Annotated in this window: 14 protein-coding genes; 8 read left to right on the plus strand and 6 right to left on the minus strand. The window is 72.9% G+C overall.

Annotation, left to right across the window (positions count from 1 at the left end; all coding sequences use genetic code 11):
* Positions 1-81: 81 nt before the first annotated feature.
* Entirely contained in the window at positions 82-1,239 is a 1,158-nt protein-coding gene (nagA, locus tag ACFWM7_RS00620; protein WP_383253412.1) for an N-acetylglucosamine-6-phosphate deacetylase, read from the minus strand.
* Positions 1,239-2,132 carry an ROK family protein gene (locus ACFWM7_RS00625; RefSeq protein WP_383253536.1) on the minus strand — a complete coding sequence of 298 codons (894 nt, stop codon included), beginning with the start codon at positions 2,130-2,132 and terminating at the stop codon, positions 1,239-1,241. The genes nagA and ACFWM7_RS00625 overlap by 1 nt, the downstream gene beginning before the upstream one ends.
* 431 nt (positions 2,133-2,563) lie before the next feature.
* On the opposite strand from ACFWM7_RS00625, the gene ACFWM7_RS00630 reads away from it, so the two are divergent.
* Positions 2,564-3,841, plus strand: a complete 1,278-nt coding sequence (locus tag ACFWM7_RS00630) for an ABC transporter substrate-binding protein (RefSeq protein WP_383253414.1) — start codon at positions 2,564-2,566, stop codon at positions 3,839-3,841.
* Between the two features lie 51 nt (positions 3,842-3,892).
* Positions 3,893-4,186, plus strand: a complete 294-nt coding sequence (locus ACFWM7_RS00635) for a DUF3263 domain-containing protein (RefSeq protein ID WP_383253416.1) — start codon at positions 3,893-3,895, stop codon at positions 4,184-4,186.
* Between the two features lie 99 nt (positions 4,187-4,285).
* Here the strand turns inward: ACFWM7_RS00635 and ACFWM7_RS00640 are convergent, their stop codons facing one another.
* Positions 4,286-4,966 carry a phosphotransferase gene (locus tag ACFWM7_RS00640; RefSeq protein WP_383253418.1) on the minus strand — a complete coding sequence of 227 codons (681 nt, stop codon included), beginning with the start codon at positions 4,964-4,966 and terminating at the stop codon, positions 4,286-4,288.
* 196 nt (positions 4,967-5,162) lie between these two features.
* Here ACFWM7_RS00640 and ACFWM7_RS00645 point away from each other — a divergent pair, with 196 nt between their 5' ends.
* Positions 5,163-6,542 (plus strand): alpha-lytic protease prodomain-containing protein, encoded by a 1,380-nt coding sequence (locus tag ACFWM7_RS00645; protein ID WP_383253420.1) that lies wholly within the window; start codon positions 5,163-5,165, stop codon positions 6,540-6,542.
* A 106-nt stretch (positions 6,543-6,648) separates the two neighbouring features.
* Positions 6,649-7,521 (plus strand): carbohydrate-binding protein, encoded by an 873-nt coding sequence (locus ACFWM7_RS00650; RefSeq protein ID WP_383253538.1) that lies wholly within the window; start codon positions 6,649-6,651, stop codon positions 7,519-7,521.
* 97 nt (positions 7,522-7,618) lie between these two features.
* Here the strand turns inward: ACFWM7_RS00650 and ACFWM7_RS00655 are convergent, their stop codons facing one another.
* Entirely contained in the window at positions 7,619-9,313 is a 1,695-nt protein-coding gene (locus tag ACFWM7_RS00655; protein ID WP_383253421.1) for a bifunctional 3'-5' exonuclease/DNA polymerase, read from the minus strand.
* Between the two features lie 62 nt (positions 9,314-9,375).
* Between ACFWM7_RS00655 and ACFWM7_RS00660 the strand changes: the two genes are divergently transcribed.
* The gene (locus ACFWM7_RS00660) at positions 9,376-10,569 is read left to right on the plus strand and encodes a DUF2786 domain-containing protein (RefSeq protein ID WP_383253423.1); all 1,194 of its coding nucleotides are present in this window, start codon (positions 9,376-9,378) and stop codon (positions 10,567-10,569) included.
* Positions 10,570-10,618: 49 nt separating this feature from the next.
* Positions 10,619-12,745 carry an FUSC family protein gene (locus ACFWM7_RS00665; RefSeq protein ID WP_383253425.1) on the plus strand — a complete coding sequence of 709 codons (2,127 nt, stop codon included), beginning with the start codon at positions 10,619-10,621 and terminating at the stop codon, positions 12,743-12,745.
* 26 nt (positions 12,746-12,771) lie between these two features.
* On the opposite strand, the gene ACFWM7_RS00670 is transcribed toward ACFWM7_RS00665, so the two are convergent.
* The gene (locus tag ACFWM7_RS00670; protein ID WP_383253427.1) at positions 12,772-13,287 is read right to left on the minus strand and encodes a hypothetical protein; all 516 of its coding nucleotides are present in this window, start codon (positions 13,285-13,287) and stop codon (positions 12,772-12,774) included.
* Between the two features lie 221 nt (positions 13,288-13,508).
* On the opposite strand from ACFWM7_RS00670, the gene ACFWM7_RS00675 reads away from it, so the two are divergent.
* Positions 13,509-13,751, plus strand: coding sequence for a DUF397 domain-containing protein (locus ACFWM7_RS00675; protein ID WP_003968242.1), 243 nt, complete (start codon positions 13,509-13,511; stop codon positions 13,749-13,751).
* A gap of 47 nt (positions 13,752-13,798) precedes the next feature.
* Here the strand turns inward: ACFWM7_RS00675 and ACFWM7_RS00680 are convergent, their stop codons facing one another.
* On the minus strand, positions 13,799-14,296 hold the full coding sequence (locus tag ACFWM7_RS00680) for an ATP-binding protein (protein WP_200719702.1): 498 nt from the start codon (positions 14,294-14,296) through the stop codon (positions 13,799-13,801).
* 356 nt (positions 14,297-14,652) lie between these two features.
* Here ACFWM7_RS00680 and ACFWM7_RS00685 point away from each other — a divergent pair, with 356 nt between their 5' ends.
* Positions 14,653-15,516, plus strand: a complete 864-nt coding sequence (locus tag ACFWM7_RS00685; RefSeq protein WP_383253429.1) for a helix-turn-helix domain-containing protein — start codon at positions 14,653-14,655, stop codon at positions 15,514-15,516.
* The last annotated feature ends 3 nt before the right edge of the window (positions 15,517-15,519 follow it).

The raw sequence follows: 15,519 nt of genomic DNA on the forward strand, positions 1-15,519 counted from the left end.
GCCCAGTCCCGGGCGCCGACCGCCATCGCTTCGTTACGTGTTCGACGGCCCGCGGGCCTCGGGTCCACCGGCCCGCGGGCCTCAGGCCGTCTTCGGCTCGATGATCCACTCGCCCTTGCGCATGACGCCCGCCAGGGCGAAGTCCTCGTCGAGCACCACCAGGTCGGCGTCCTTGCCCGGCTCCAGCGAACCGACCCGGTCGTCGACGCCGAGCAGCCGGGCCGGGTTGGCGGAGATGGACCGTACGACGTCCTCGACGGGGATCTGGTCGAGGGTGACCGCCCGGCGGAACGCGGTGTCCAGGGTGAGGGTGGAGCCCGCGATCGAGCCGCCCTCCACCAGCCGGGCGACGCCGTCCTTGACCTCGACCGCGAGCGGCCCGAGGTCGTAGGAGCCGTCGCCGAAACCGGCGGCGTCCATCGCGTCGGTGATCAGCGCGACCCGTCCTGCGCCCTTGTGGCGGTAGGCCAGCTCCAGGACGGCCGGGTGCAGATGCGTGCCGTCGTTGATCAGCTCGACGGTGATCCGGTCGTCCTCCAGGAGGGCGGCGATCGGGCCGGGCTCGCGGTGGGCGAGCGGCGGCATCGCGTTGAACAGGTGCGTGGCGACGGTCGCGCCCGCGTCGATCGCCTCCACCGTCTGCTCGTACGTCGCGTCCGTGTGGCCGATCGCGGCGATGACCCCGTGCTCGGCGAGCAGCCGCACCGAGTCGATGCCGCCGGGCAGCTCGGTGGCGAGGGTGAACATCCGGGCGGTGCCGCGCGCGGCGTCCAGCAGCTTGCGGACCTCTGCCGGGTCCGGGTCGCGCAGCAGCTCCTCGCTGTGGGCGCCCTTGCGGCACGGCGAGATGAAGGGGCCCTCGAAGTGGATCCCCGCCAGGTCGCCCTGCTCGACCAGCTCGGACAGCTCGCCCGCGCGCCGGGCGAGGAAGTCCATCTCGCCGGTGACCGTGGAGGCGACCATCGTGGTGGTGCCGTGCTCGCGGTGCGTACGGATGCCGGTGAGGACCTCGTCCACGGTGCCGGAGGTGAAGGACGCCCCGCCGCCGCCGTGGTTGTGCATGTCCACGAAGCCGGGGACCACCCAGTGGCCGGTGAGGTCGACGACCCGGGCGCCCTCGGGTGCGGAGGCGGCGATGCGGGCGCCCTCGACGGTCACCCGGCCGTCCTCGACGGTGCCGGTGGGGAGCACCAGCCGGGCGCCGGCGAGAACGGTGCTGTCTGCTGCGCGTCCGGCCATCAGGCGGAAACCTCCGTGGAGAGTAGATCCCAGGCGAGCAGCCCCGCGCCCAGGCATCCGGCGGTGTCCCCGAGGGCCGCCGGGACGATGTGGGGCGGCTTCTGGAACGTGATGCGTTCCTCGACGGCCGCACGCAGTGGTGTGAACAAGGTTTCCCCGGCTTCGGCGAGACCGCCACCGATGATGAGCGTGCCCGGGTCGAGGAGGGTGAGCGCGGTGACGAGGCCGGCGGCGAGTGCGTCGATCGCGTTCTGCCAGACCTCGGTCGCCGCCGGGTCGCCGGACTCGACGGCCTTCGCGCAGTCCGCGGCGTCCGCCCCGGGATCCCCGGAGGCGGCGGCCCAGGCCCGGGTCACCGCGGCGGCGGAGGCCAGGGTCTCCAGGCAGCCGCGCTGGCCGCAGCTGCAGTCGGGTCCGTCCGGGCGGACGACGATGTGGCCGATCTCGCCCGCGTCCCCGTGGGCGCCCGCCTCGATCGCGCCCGCGATGCCGATGGCCCCGGCGATCCCGGTGCCGAGCGGGACGAACAGGAAGCGGTCCGTCCCGCGCCCGGCGCCGATCCGGCCCTCGGCGAGCCCGCCGGTGCGGACGTCGTGGCCGAGGGCGACCGGGACGGAGCCGAGCCGCTCGGCGAGCAGGGCGCGCAGCGGTACGTCGCGCCAACCCAGGTTCGCGGCGTACACCGCGATGCCCTTCTCGGAGTCGACGATGCCGGGCACGGCGACCCCGGCGGCGACGGCGCTCTCGCCGAGGTGCTCCTCGCCGTGGGCCCGCAGATCCGCCGCGAACGCGAGGATCGACTCGATGACCGCTTCGGCGCCGCGCTCCCGGTCGGTGGCCCGCCGCGCCTCGTGAAGGAGGGTGCCGTCGGTCCCGACCAGTGCGGCCTTCATTCCGGTGCCGCCCACATCGAGGGCGATGACATGTCTCACGGGAGACAGTTTCGCCCGCCGACCCCCAAAAGGTCTAGTCCACTAGCGTGGTTTGTTGCGCACCCATACAAAATGATGAACGAGTGAAGGCAGGTCTTTTTCTGCCGGAAAGTAACTTTTGGGAACCCTGGATCGGCGGAATCCGGATCAAAGGTCTGGACCAAGATACGGGTCGGGGCCTCCGACTTCCAGTACCCGCAAGCCAGTTGTGGCCTCCAGGGCCCGTATACGTTGCCGAAGCGATACGCCGGTGGTGTAGACCTTCGCGTCGGCAATGGGGGAAAATCGCAGTTCATCCGGACGGTGTCCAGGACAGGGCGGCACAGCCGCGGCCGAGCGAGGCCGTCGGCCGACGCCGTGCGCACCGTCCGTGAGCAGGCGTATCGACGAGGATGGGCGAGGCTGTGCAGCGGCGCTTTTTGGGTCTGACCGCGGCGGTGGCCGCGCTGGGAATGACGGCAACGTTGTCGGCCTGCGGAGGTGATGCCGGCTCGGGCGACGTCACGCTCAAGCTGGTCGCCGCCGACTACGGCACCGGACCGGAGAACAGCTCCGAGAAATACTGGAGTGGGGTCGCCTCGGGCTTCGAGAAGGAGCACCCCGGCATCAAGGTCGATGTCACCGTCCTCTCCTGGAAGGACGTCGACCGCGAGGTCGCGGCGATGGTCAAGGCCGGCAACGCCCCCGACATCGCCCAGATCGGCGCGTACGCGGACTACGCCAAGGCGGGCAAGCTCTACAGCGCCGACGAGATGCTCGCGATCCGCACCGCGGCGAACTTCCTGCCGTCGCTCACCGACGCGGGCAAGGTCGACGGCACGCTGTACGGCCTGCCCTTCGTCGCCAGCACCCGGCTGCTCTTCTACAACCAGCAGCTCTTCGACCAGGCGGGCCTGGACGCCCCCGAGACCTGGGACGACATCCGCACCGACGCCGCGGCCCTCAAGGCGAAGGGCGTCGACTACCCCTTCGCCCTGCCGCTCGGCCAGGAGGAGGCCCAGGCCGAGACCCTGATGTGGCTGCTCAGTGGCAACGGCGGCTACACCGACGACGTCGGCTCGTACGACATCGACTCGGCCGAGAACGTCGCCACGTTCCGCTGGCTGCGGGACAACCTCGTCGGCAAGGGCCTCACCGGCCCGGTCGCGCCGGGCAAGCTGGACCGCGCGAAGGCGTTCGAGGCGTTCACCGCCGGCAAGGTCGGCATGCTCAACGGCCACCCCACCCTGATGGACGAGGCCGAGGCCAAGGGCGTCAAGGTCGGCATGGTGCCGCTGCCCGGCGCCGACGGCCCGACCAAGGGCTCCATGGGCGTCGCCGACTGGATGATGGGCTTCAAGGAGAACGGCCACCGCAAGGAGATCGGCACGTTCCTGGACTACGCCTACTCCGACGAGAACGTGCTGGAGTTCGCCGAGGAGTACGACCTCCTCCCGGTGACCGGCAGCGCCTCCGCCGCGATGGAGACCGACAAGAAGCACAAGAAGCTGCACGAGTTCCTGGCCGCGCTGCCCAACTCCACCCTGCCCCCGTTCGGCAAGACGTCCTGGGCCACGGTCAGCGACGCGATCAAGAAGAACATCGGCAGCGCGGTCGCGCCGGGCAGCAACCCCGAGAGCATCCTCGGAGGGATAGCTTCCGAGGCGACGCAGGCGGAGGCCGCCGAATAGCGGACGCGGGGCGCGCGGGCGGTGTCGGGGGTGGGCATTAGGTTGGTTGATATGACCGCCCCCGGCCCTGATCCCGACCCCGATCGCCACGATGCCCCGGCCGTGCCCGCGCCCGGTGCGGACGAGCTGTCCGTACGGGACCGGGCGCTGCTGGCCCTGGAGCGGCGGTCCTGGGCCGGGCCCGGGGCGAAGGAGCGGGCGATCCGCGAGGAGCTCGGGATCTCGCCGGTCCGCTACTACCAGTTGCTCAACGCGCTGATCGATGACGAGCGGGCGCTGCGGGTGGATCCGGTCACGGTGAACCGGTTGCGGCGGGTGCGGGACGCCAGGCGCGGGCGGCGCTGAGCGCTGTTCGCCGGGACTCCGCCCCCGGGCCCCCGCTCCTCAATCGCCGGAGGGGCAGGAACGTGCCGGAGGCGCTTGGACGTGCCGGAGGGGCTTGATCTACGGCGAGGAATCCAGCACCAGGTCCACCGCCGCGTCCAGGCGGTCCCGTTCGGCCTCCGTCAGGTGCGGGTTCTGCTGCTGGCGGGTCCGGGCCGGCGCCAGATCGGCGGCCGACGCGCCCCCGTCGTCGGAGAGTTCCGCCAGGAGCGCCGTCAGCAAGGGCCGTACGTCCGCCCCGGCCGGGAGCGCAGGGTCGAGCGCGATCCGGGCCAGGGTCAGCGCCGACATCGCCCGGTCCAGGCCGGGCGGGCCCTCCGTCGCGGTGGACCAGTCGATCACCACCGCACCCCCTGCCGTGAGCACCACGTTCTCCGGATGCAGGTCCAGGTGGAGCACGCAGTCCTCCGGGTTCGTCGAGACCCGGGGGGGTATCGCGTGCAGCTCGCGCAGCAGGCGGGCGAGCAGCGCCCCCGCCTCGGCCGCCCCCAGCCGCCCCGCCAGCAGGGCCTCGGCCAGGGTCGGGCCGGTCAGCCGCTGGAGCACCAGGTCCGTGGAACGGGCCCCCTCGGCGGGCGGACCGATGCGCGGCACCGGGAAGCCGAAGGCGCCGACGTAACTCATCACGGCCAGCTCCTCCGTGGTGTCGGTGCGGTCCCGGTAGCGGCGAAGGACCCAGGAGCCGTCGAGTGCGTACACGTCGGCGGTGCGTCCCGAGCCCAGAAGTTGCCCTGTGTGCATGAGGGCGAACCTACCCGGGCGCCCCGCCGAAGGGGAGACGGCTTCCCCCTCGAAGGGGGTCCGGCCCCATAACGCGGAGGGAGGGGGTGAACGGGATCTCCTGCGCCGGGCGTCGCCGCCGCTACGGTTTCGGCAATTCCCTGGTCCGGACCAACCCCCGCCGGACCCGGACACCCCCTGAACCAAGGAGAGTTACGTGGAGAGAACCACGCTCCGCAGACGCGCCCTCGCCGTCGGCACCGCCACGGTGGCCGTGGGTGCGCTGGCCCTCGCCGGGCTGACCGGCGTGGCGTCCGCCGACCCCGCGGGCACCACCGCCCCGCCGGTCTCCGCCGCCAGCCTGTCGCCCGGACTGCTGGCCGCCATGGAACGCGACCTCGGCCTGGACGCGGACGACGCCCGCAGCCGGATAGCCGGCGAGTACCGCGCCGCGGCCGTCGCCGCCGGGTTGGAGAAGTCCCTCGGCGCCAGCTACGCGGGAGCCCGGGTCAGCGGTGTGAAGGCGACCCTGACCGTCGCCACCACCGACGCCTCCCAGGCCGCCCGGATCACCGGGGCCGGGGCGAAGGCCGAGGTCGTCGGCCACAGCCTGGACCGGCTCGAAGGCGTCAAGGAGAGCCTCGACCGGGCCGCGCTGCGCAAGGCCCCGAAGGACGTGCCCGTCTGGTACGTCGACGTCGAGGCCAACCGGGTCGTCGTGAACGCCGCGAGCGCCGCCGCCGGAGCGGCGTTCGTGAAGGCGGCCGGGGTCGACGGCGGCCTCGTCACCGTGGCCCGGTCCGCCGAGAAGCCCCGCACCTTCGCCGACCTCCGGGGCGGCGACGCGTACTACATGAACGGCTCCGGCCGCTGTTCCATCGGCTTCTCCGTCAAGCGCGGCACCCAGAACGGCTTCGCCACCGCGGGCCACTGCGGCCGGGTCGGCACCACCACCAACGGCTTCAACCAGCAGGCCCAGGGCACCTTCCAGGGCTCCACCTTCCCCGGCCGCGACTACGCCTGGGTCGCCACCAACGCCAACTGGACCCCGCGCCCGACGGTCAACGGCTACGGGCGGGGCGACGTCACCGTCGCCGGCTCCACCGCGTCCGTCGTCGGCGCCTCGGTCTGCCGCTCCGGCTCCACCACCGGCTGGCACTGCGGCACCATCCAGCAGCTCAACACCAGCGTCACCTACCCGGAGGGCACCATCTCCGGCGTGACCCGCACCAGCGTCTGCGCGGAACCGGGCGACTCCGGCGGCTCGTACATCTCCGGAAACCAGGCGCAGGGCGTCACCTCCGGCGGCTCGGGCAACTGCTCGTCGGGCGGTACGACGTACTTCCAGCCGCTCAACCCGCTGCTCCAGGCGTACGGGCTGACCCTGGTCACCAGCGGTACGCCCACCGACCCGCCCACCACGCCGCCGACGAACCCGCCCACCGACCCGCCGGGCGGCACCTGGGCGGCCGGCACCGCGTACGCCGCCGGAGCCACGGTGACGTACGGCGGAGCGACCTACCGCTGCCTCCAGGCGCACACGGCGCAGCCCGGCTGGACTCCTGCGGCCGTCCCCGCGCTCTGGCAGCGGATCTGAGGGCCCCGGGCCCGGCCCGGCGCCCCCGTAACAGCACCTCCTGAGCCTCCCGCCTCCCCGCGTCGAGGCTCCCCGAGGACTCCGAGGAACCGTCATGACCCCACACATGGACAGCCCGACCCCCCACGACCCGAACGCGTCCGACGAGCCGTCGGGGGACCGCCGGCGGATCAGCCGCAAAGGTCTCCTGAAGGCCGCGCTCGTCGCGAGCGCCGCACCCCTGCTCGCCGGCGGAGGCGTCGCGCTCGCCCGCGACGCCGCCGCCACCGGGAACGGGCCCCTGGCCCCCACCCCGGAGTGCGACGACGGCGACGACACGACGCCGCCGCAGATGGAGGGGCCGTACTTCAAGCCCGACTCACCGCGCCGCACCAGCCTGGTGACCCCGGGCACCCCCGGCGTACCGCTCACCGTGAGCGGTTACGTCTTCGGCCGGGCCTGCCGGCCCATCTCCGGGGCCCTGCTCGACTTCTGGCAGGCCGACACCAACGGGTCGTACGACATGGCCCGGTTCGCCTTCCGAGGACACCAATTCACCGGTGCGGACGGGTCGTTCAGCCTCACCACCGTCGTGCCGGGCCTCTACCCGGGCCGTACGCGCCACCTCCACGTGAAGGCACAGGCGCCCGGCGGCCGCATCCTCACCACCCAGCTGTACTTCCCGAACGAGCCGCGCAACAACACCGACGCCCTGTTCGACCCCGTGCTGCTGATGAACGTCCGCAACGTCGGGAACGGGCGCCAGGGCTCCTTCGACTTCGTCCTGGACGTCGCCCAGACGCCCGGCCCGACCGACCCGCCCACCGATCCGCCGACCTCTCCACCCACCGAGCCGGGGACCAGCTGGGCCTCCGGCACCTCCTACCGCGCGGGCGACCGCGTGACCTACGGCGGGGTCGCCTACCGCTGTCTGCAGGCGCACCAGGCCGTCTCCGGCTGGGAGCCGCCGAACGTCCCCGCGTTGTGGGAACGCGGGTAGACGACGGAAAACAGCGAGCGCGCACCACCGCCCGCGCCCCGTTCACGCCGTCCGGCGCGTGAACGGGGCGCTTCTCCGTCCGCCTCCGTCCTCACGGTCACTTCGCGTCCGCGTACCGCTCCACCACCGCCGTTGTGAAGGGGAACCGCACCGGCGTCTCCCCGAAGGCGGTCCGCCCGGCCAGCTCGCCCGCCGAGCGGATCGCCTCGGTGACGGCGGCGCTCTCCTCGGCCGGGCAGTGCACGATCACCTCGTCGTGCTGGAAGAACACCAACTGCGCCCGCAGCCCCTGCGCGAAGAGCGTCCGGCGCAGCCCGGCCAGGAGCAGCAGCGCCCAGTCGGCGGCGCTGCCCTGCACCACGAAGTTACGGGTGAAGCGCCCCCGGGCCCGCGCCGTACCGCCACCGGACCCGGCCCCGGGGCCCCCGGCGTCCCCGGCGCCCTCCGGGTCCTCCTGGGGGATGCCCGCCTCCTCGTCCTGGCCCGCCGAGACGACCGGCGGGCTGGTGCGGCCCAGCCAGGTCCGCACCACGCGCCCCTCCTCGCCCGCCCGCGCCGCGTCGTCCACGTACGCGACGGCCAGCGGGAAGCGGCGGCGCAGGGCGGCCAGGTTCTTCAGCCCGTCCCCGGAGGTCTGGCCGTAGATCGCGCCGAGCAGCGCCAGCTTGGCGTGCTGGCGGTCGCCGGAGAACGCCCGGTCGGACAGGGCCTTGTAGAGGTCGCCGTCATGACCGGCCACCTCCATCAGCCCCCGGTCGCGGGAGATCGCCGCCAGCACCCGGGGCTCCATCTGGTCGGCGTCCGCGACGACGAGCCGCCACCCCGGATCGGCGACGACGGCCTGCCGTATCACCTTGGGGATCTGGAGGGCCCCGCCGCCGTTGGTCGTCCAGCGGCCGCTGACCGTGCCGCCCGGCTGGTACTCCGGGCGGAACCGGCCCTCGCGCACCCAGTCCTGGAGCCAGGACCAGCCGTGCGCGGTCCAGATCCGGTACAGCTTCTTGTACGCGATCAGCGGCTCCACCGCCGGATGGTCCACCTCCTCCAGCTCCCACCGCCGGGTCGACTTCACCGGCATCCCCGCCTGTGCGAACGCCTTCACCACATCGGCGGGGAGGTCGGGGCGGACCCGTCTGCCGAACGCGGCCGACACCTCGTCCGCCAGCTCGGCGAGTCTGCGGGGCTCGCCGCCGCCCGCGTACCGCTCGCCCAGCAGTCCGTTCAGCAGCTCCCGGTGGACGTCGGCGCGCCAGGGCAGCCCGGCCCGGTGCATCTCGGCGGCCACGAGCATCCCCGCCGACTCCGACGCGGTCAGCAGCCGCATCCGGTCCGGGTGCTCCGCCGCGTCGTGCCGGCGCACCTGGTCCGCGTAGACCCGCAGGAGGCCCTCGAACGGCACGCCGGTCCCCGACGACGGCTCGAAGAGGGAGGACTGCGCGCCCGGCTCGGCGGACCGGGCGGGCGGGTCCGGCGGCACCGGCGCGTTGTCGAGGCGGGCCAGCGCGGCGGCGGCCGACCGGGGCTCGCCGAGGCGCCCGGCGTGCCCGAGCAGCAGCAGCTCGGCGCACTCGATGTCGTAACACCGCTCGACCCGGACCCCGGCGGCCAGCAGCCGGGGGTAGATCTCGGCGGTCGACCGCCACACCCAGCGCACCACCTCGGGGCGGGAGCGGACCGCCTCGACGAGGTCGGGCTCGATGACGACCGGACCGGCGGGCGTGCCGTCGCGCGCGAGCGGCGCGAGCAGCGCCCCGCCCCCGTCCGCAGCGGCCACCGCCCACCGTTCGGTCATGGGTGCGAGTCTGGCACCCGCCACTGACAACGCCGGGGAGCCGCGCGCCTACCCTTGGCCGGATGGAATCCGTGATCGACCGGGCGTGCGCCGCGGCCCTCTACGCGGGGGGCGACGCCGCCCTGGACACCGGCGCGTCCCTGCTCGCCGCCGCCCCGGACGCCGACGCGGAGGCGCACCTGCGCGGCGAGGAGTTCGTGCGCCGGGCGTGGGACCGGGGCTGGCACCCCGCCGACCTGGTCCGGTTCGTCCGCCGCGAGCTGGACGAGCGGCGGGCGGCGCTGGCCGCGACCCTGATCGCCGCCGAGACCGCCCGGTACGCGGAGCTGCCGCCCCGCTGGCTCCAGCAGCTCGCCGAGCTTCCGGACCCCGTGCCCCGCAACCGCCCCGACCGGTTCTCGTACGCCGGCGATCTGCTGGAGCTCTACCGGGTGCTGCTGCGGCTGCCCGCCATCGAGCCCGTGGGCCCGCCGCCCGGCGCGGCCGCCGACCACCTGCACCGGCCGCCCGCCGCCGACGAGCCCCGCATGCTCACCCGGATCCGGGCGCTGCTGGCGAAGGCGGAGGCGACCGGCTTCCCGGAGGAGGCCGAGGCGCTGACCACCAAGGCGCAGGAGCTGATGGCCCGGCACACCATCGACGAGGCCCTCCTCGCCGCCCGGACGCACAGCCGCGAGACGCCGGGGGCCTGCCGGATCGGGGTGGAACCCCCGTACGAGAGCGCCAAGGCGATCCTGCTGGACGCCGTCGCCTCCGCGAACCGCTGCCGGGCCGTGTGGAACGACGACCTCGGCTTCTCCACGGTCGTCGGCTTCGACGCGGACCTGGAGGCCGTCGAGCTGCTGTTCACCTCGCTGCTCGTCCAGGGGACGGCCGCGATGACCCGGGCGGAGGCTGGCCAGCGCGCCGGAGGCCGTAAACGGACCAAGACCTTCCGGCAGGCGTTCCTGATGGGGTACGCCCAGCGCCTCGGCCGACGGCTGGCCGCCGACGCCGAGCGGGTCACTGCGGCGGCGGACAGCGATACGGGCGGAGCAGGAGGGGCGGGCGGCGGGCTGCTCCCCGTCCTCGCCGCCCGGGACGTCGCGGTCGCCGACACCGCCGAGCGGATGTTCCCGAGGACCACGACCACCCGGCTCCGCGGTGTGTCCGACCTGGCGGGCTGGACGCACGGCACCGAGGCCGCCGACCGGGCCCGCATGGGCGGCGGGCGGGGCGGCGCGTCTCACCGATCCGGCCGCGAAATCACGTCATAAGCGAGTCATAAGTCGAGCTTGTCCGAGATTGCACGGTTAGGCTCGGCCCATGAGCTGGCTCCGGGCGCTGAAGGAGACCGCCCGCTCGGGGCTGGAGATCGAGCGGCAGAGGCTGGAACCCCTCATCGCCTTTCGCGGTGCGGCCGGCCTCGCCCTCGTCATCGGCACCAGCCTCGTGCTGTTCGGGCCGGAGATCGCGGCGAGTTCCGCGTTCGGCGCGTTCCAGGCGGCCATCGCCACCTTCCAGCGCAGCTGGCGGCCGCGCCCCGTCCTCGCCCTGGTCTCCGGCGCCAGCCTCGCCGTCTCGACGTTCCTCGGCTACGTCAGCGGCGCGCACGTCGTGCTCTTCCTCTGCCTGCTCGGCTTCTGGACCTTCCTCGCCGGTCTCGCCTGGTCGGCCGGTCCCACGGGCGGGATCATCGCCTCGTCCAACGTCGCGATCATGCTCGTGACGATCACCCTGCCCACCTCGGTCGTGGACGCCGCCGCCCACGCGGGGATGATCGCCGTCGGCGGCCTGGTGCAGGCGGCGCTCATCGTCCTCTTCCCGGTCCGCAGATGGGGCGCCCAGCGCGACGCGCTCGCCGACGCCCTGGCCGCCGAGGCCGACTACGCCCGCCGGCTGCGCCACGACCCGGTCGCCCCCTTCGACCCGCTGCCCCTGATGACCGCCCGCAGCGCCGCCGCCGTGACCCCGCGCGAGGCCCGCCGCCGCCCTGCCGAACTGCACGGGGCCCGCGGGGTGGCCGAGCGGCTCCGCCCGGTGCTGGCCTCGCTGGCGGACCCGGCGATGGGGGTACCCGGCGACGGCCTGGAGCGGCTCTGGGTGAACGAGCTGCTCGGCGCGGCCGGCTCGGTCCTGGACGCCGCCGCGCGGGCCGTCCGGCACGGCGAGCCCGTCCACCTCTCCGCCACCGACCTGGGCGTCCTGAAGACCCCCGACAACGACGTGATCCTCGTCGGCCCCGCCCGCCGCGCCGCCGACCGGCTCTCCGCCCTGCTCGACGACGTCCTGGAGATCGCGGAGGGCACCGGGACCGACAGCGGGGTGCCGTCCGACCTCGCCCCGGACACCCGCCGGCGGCCCACGCTCCTGCAACTCGTCCCGGTGGTGCTGGCCGCGATGCGCCGCGAACTGCACCACGGTTCACCGATCATGCGCCACGCGATCCGGGTCGCGGTGGTCGCCGTCTCCGGGTACTTCGTGGGCGAGGCCGTGCCGCTCGGCCACGGCTACTGGGCGCCGATGACCGCCGTCATGGTGATGCGGCCGGAGTTCTCGCAGACGTACGCCCGCGCCGCGGGACGCTTCGGCGGCACCCTGGTCGGCGTCGGGCTCGCCACCGCGATCGTGCAGACCGCCCACCCCGACGCCCGGCTCTCCGCGCTCCTCGCGGTGGTCTGCGCCGGGCTGATGTACCTGCTGATGCGGACCGGTTACGCGGTCGGCCAGGTCTGCGTCGCCGCGTACGTCGTCTTCCTGCTCGGCATGGCCGGCGACGACTGGTCCCAGACCGTCACCGAACGCATCGTGCTGACGCTGGTCGGCGGGCTCCTCGCGATGGTCTCGTACGCCGTCTACCCGGCCTGGGAGACCCCGAGGCTGCGCAACCGGCTGGCCGAGTGGCTGGTGGCGGACGGGCGGTACGCGGCCACGGTCGTCGACCGGTACGCCGACCCCACCGCCCGCGACAACGAGGACGTCCGGGACGCGCTGATCGCCACCCGGGAGGCCCGTGTGGCCTGGCAGGAGGCGCTGGCGACCGCCCAGCACGAACCCGTACGCCACCGGGGCATCTCCCGGGCCGCCGCCACCGACGCCCAGCACGCGCTGGCCCAGCTCGGCCGGTCCGCGATGGTCCTGGAGGCCCATCTGCCCGCCCGGTCGGCCGACCCGGTGCCCGGCGCCGCCCAACTGGCCGAGGCGCTGCGCCGGGCCACCGAGAAGGGCGCCAGGGCGGTACGGGAGCGGCGGCTGCCCGACTGGCAGCCGGTGGTGGACGCGGTGGCCCACTGGGACATGCCCACCCCGACCGAGGACGGCACGACCCCGGTCGGCGACCCGGTGGTGCGTCGGGGCGCTGCGCTGCTCCTGGACGCGCTGGAGGAGTTCACCCGCGCCCTGGACGAGCGCGGTGGCTCCACCCGCGTCAGCAGCACCCTCGCCGAGAGCTGAAACGTCCCCGGCGAGCCGGGCCCGCCTTACGGGGCGGGCAGGTCCGGGAGGTCGGGCAGGTCGGGGAGCGAGGGCATGCCGCTCGGCAGCTTGCCCGCCTCCGCCTTGGCGAGGGTGTCCTTGGCGCCGCCGTCCCACGAGACGACCAGCTTGGAGCCGTCGACGGAGTCGACCGCGCCCATCGTGCGGTCGGTGCCGCCATCCGTGCACTTCAGCGCGAGCATCGGCTCGCCGCCCATGTCCTTCACATCGCCCTGGCACACGGACTGGTCGGCGATGAGGGCGACCTTGCGGGAGGCGATGGACACGGTGACGTTTCTGCCGTCGGTCAGCCCCACCCAGGTGCCCTCCAGCGCGGCGGCGTCGACGGCGCTCCCGCCGGACTCCCCGGAGTCCTCGCCGCCACCGGCACCGGGCGTCGCGCTCGCCGACGCGTCCGTGCCGGAGTCCTTGTCCGCGTCGTCGCTGCCGCAGGCGGTCAGCGCGAACGATGCGGCCAGAGCGGCGACCGCGATGGCGCCGGTGCGTAGAGACCTGGTCACGTGGAGTTCCCCCTTGCTGTTGTCCGGTCGAAAGACCGCGCCACGTTACCAAGGTTCGCAACGATCAACTCCGTTAAGCGGGAGCGAAATAGGCGCCCCGTTCGTCTTGTAATCAAAGGAACACCCCCCGTGCACGTGCATCTGCTCATGCATTGGCATATGAACAGAGCTATGATCCGAGCTAGTTGACACTTGCACCTTTGCAACTCGGGGAGCGTCCTGTGCACCACGTGTACAACGGCATGGCGGCCACAGAGCTTCGCGGAGTCGTCTGGCAGAAGAGCAGGCACAGCAACTCCCAGGGATCCTGCGTGGAGTTCGCGCGGCTGCCCGGAGGGAATGTGGCGATGCGGAACTCCCGTCACCCCGACGGGCCCGCCCTCGTCTATACGCCCGCGGAGATCGAGGCGCTGCTGCTGGGCGTCAAGGACGGCGAGTTCGACCATCTCGCGGCCGGCGCCTGACGCCGGGCCCGGCCCAGGGGGGACCGGACCGGGGCTCTCCGTGAGCCCTACTTCGTCTTTTCCGGCAGCCGGAAAAGGGCCCAGACGACCTTGCCGTACAACGGCCCGGAAGGCAGTTCTCCGAGCGGTACGGGAGAGGGGTGCCAGCCCCAGCTGTCACTGACGCATTCCACCAGGAACAGGCCCCGGCCCGATTCGGCCGAATCCGCAGCCTCGCCCGCCACCGGGCTCTCCCGGCTGGGGTCGCGCACCGCGCACACCAGCCGCGAGGTCCACCGCATCAGATGCAGGCGCACCGGCGGGTCCTGGAATTCCCGGGGCGGATCACCGGGCAGCGCGTGGCGCAGGGCGTTGGTGACGAGTTCGGACACCACCAGGGCGACATCGTCGAAACGGTCTCCCAGCTCCCACCGCTCCAGCGTGGTCCGGGTGAACTTCCGTGCGCCGCCGACCGCTTCGTAACGTGCGGGCAGAGCGCAGGACGCCGATCCGGCAACCCCTGAGGGGTCGGTGGGGGGAAGCCCCTGCCGTAACGGCTCGAGCATCGTCGATCCATTCGTCCCCATACGAGGCACTCCCGGGATTCGCGGCTGTAGCGGCACTGCCTGTAGCGGTACTGCGGGGGGTACAGCGGCACAACACGAGCACGCAGGTGCGCGGGGACCATGGTTCCGAATGCGCAGAGCAGATGCAAGGGCAGATGCACGTGCACGCGCCGGACCTGCCCGATACCGTGGTGGTTGCGGGGCATTTCTTCCCGGGGTCAGTTTCGGAGCTTGCCGGACGTCTTCCCATTTCCGTAATCGAATGAGTACGGGCTGAAGCGTTTTGGTGGCAGAATCCGGCACTCCGGGTTCGGGGGGCTCCGGTGCCAGGGAAGGCGATGGGGAGGGTCGGGCCAGTGTCGGCAGGCGAGTCGAGTGGATCGGTGGTGCGGCGCATCCTCCTGGGCTCTCAGCTCAGGAGACTGCGGGAGTCGCGCGGAATCACCCGTGAGGCGGCCGGCTACTCGATCCGGGCCTCCGAATCGAAGATCAGCCGCATGGAGTTGGGACGGGTGAGCTTCAAGGCCAGGGACGTCGAGGACCTGCTCACGCTCTACGGAGTGGCCGACGAGGCGGAGCGGGACTCCCTTCTCGGCCTGGCGCGCGAGGCCAACGTGGCGGGCTGGTGGCACAGTTACGGCGATGTGCTGCCCGGCTGGTTCCAGACGTACATCGGTCTGGAGGGCGCCGCCTCCCTCATCCGTATCTACGAAGTCCAGTTCGTGCACGGTCTTTTGCAGACCGAGGCGTACGCCCACGCCGTCGTCTCGCGCGGGATGCGCGGCGCCTCGCCCGCCGAGATCGACCGCCGCGTCGCCCTGCGCCTGGAGCGCCAGAAGGCCCTCGTCTCGGAGCGCGCCCCGACGTTCCACGCCGTGCTCGACGAGGCGGCGCTGCGCCGCCCGTACGGCGAACGCGAGGTCATGCGCGCCCAATTGCGGCATCTGATCGACATGTCGGAGCAGCCCAACATCACGCTTCAGGTCATGCCGTTCAGTCACGGCGGCCATGCCGGTGAGAGCGGATCGTTCACGATGCTGCGTTTCCCGGAATCCGATCTGTCGGACATCGTCTATTTGGAGCAGCTGACGAGTGCGCTTTATCTGGACAAGCCCGAGGAAGTCGCGCAGTACGAAAAGGCCATGACGGGACTCGCCCAGGACAGTCCGGCGCCGGAAGAGAGCCGGGATCTTCTGCGGGGTCTCCTCCAACTGACATGATTT

Source organism: Streptomyces sp. NPDC058375, from assembly GCF_042723425.1.
Lineage (GTDB): Bacteria > Actinomycetota > Actinomycetes > Streptomycetales > Streptomycetaceae > Streptomyces > Streptomyces durocortorensis.

What these genes read in the sequence shown, in the direction of transcription:
- ACFWM7_RS00660 (WP_383253423.1), top strand. Translation starts at nt 9,376, where the DNA reads ATGGAATCCGTGATCGACCGGGCGTGCGCCGCGGCCCTCTACGCGGGG.
- ACFWM7_RS00630 (WP_383253414.1), top strand. Translation starts at nt 2,564, where the DNA reads ATGGGCGAGGCTGTGCAGCGGCGCTTTTTGGGTCTGACCGCGGCGGTG.
- ACFWM7_RS00650 (WP_383253538.1), top strand. Translation starts at nt 6,649, where the DNA reads ATGGACAGCCCGACCCCCCACGACCCGAACGCGTCCGACGAGCCGTCG.
- nagA (WP_383253412.1), bottom strand. Translation starts at nt 1,239, where the DNA reads ATGGCCGGACGCGCAGCAGACAGCACCGTTCTCGCCGGCGCCCGGCTG.
- ACFWM7_RS00635 (WP_383253416.1), top strand. Translation starts at nt 3,893, where the DNA reads ATGACCGCCCCCGGCCCTGATCCCGACCCCGATCGCCACGATGCCCCG.
- ACFWM7_RS00625 (WP_383253536.1), bottom strand. Translation starts at nt 2,132, where the DNA reads ATGAAGGCCGCACTGGTCGGGACCGACGGCACCCTCCTTCACGAGGCG.
- ACFWM7_RS00655 (WP_383253421.1), bottom strand. Translation starts at nt 9,313, where the DNA reads ATGACCGAACGGTGGGCGGTGGCCGCTGCGGACGGGGGCGGGGCGCTG.
- ACFWM7_RS00665 (WP_383253425.1), top strand. Translation starts at nt 10,619, where the DNA reads ATGAGCTGGCTCCGGGCGCTGAAGGAGACCGCCCGCTCGGGGCTGGAG.
- ACFWM7_RS00680 (WP_200719702.1), bottom strand. Translation starts at nt 14,296, where the DNA reads ATGCTCGAGCCGTTACGGCAGGGGCTTCCCCCCACCGACCCCTCAGGG.
- ACFWM7_RS00640 (WP_383253418.1), bottom strand. Translation starts at nt 4,966, where the DNA reads ATGCACACAGGGCAACTTCTGGGCTCGGGACGCACCGCCGACGTGTAC.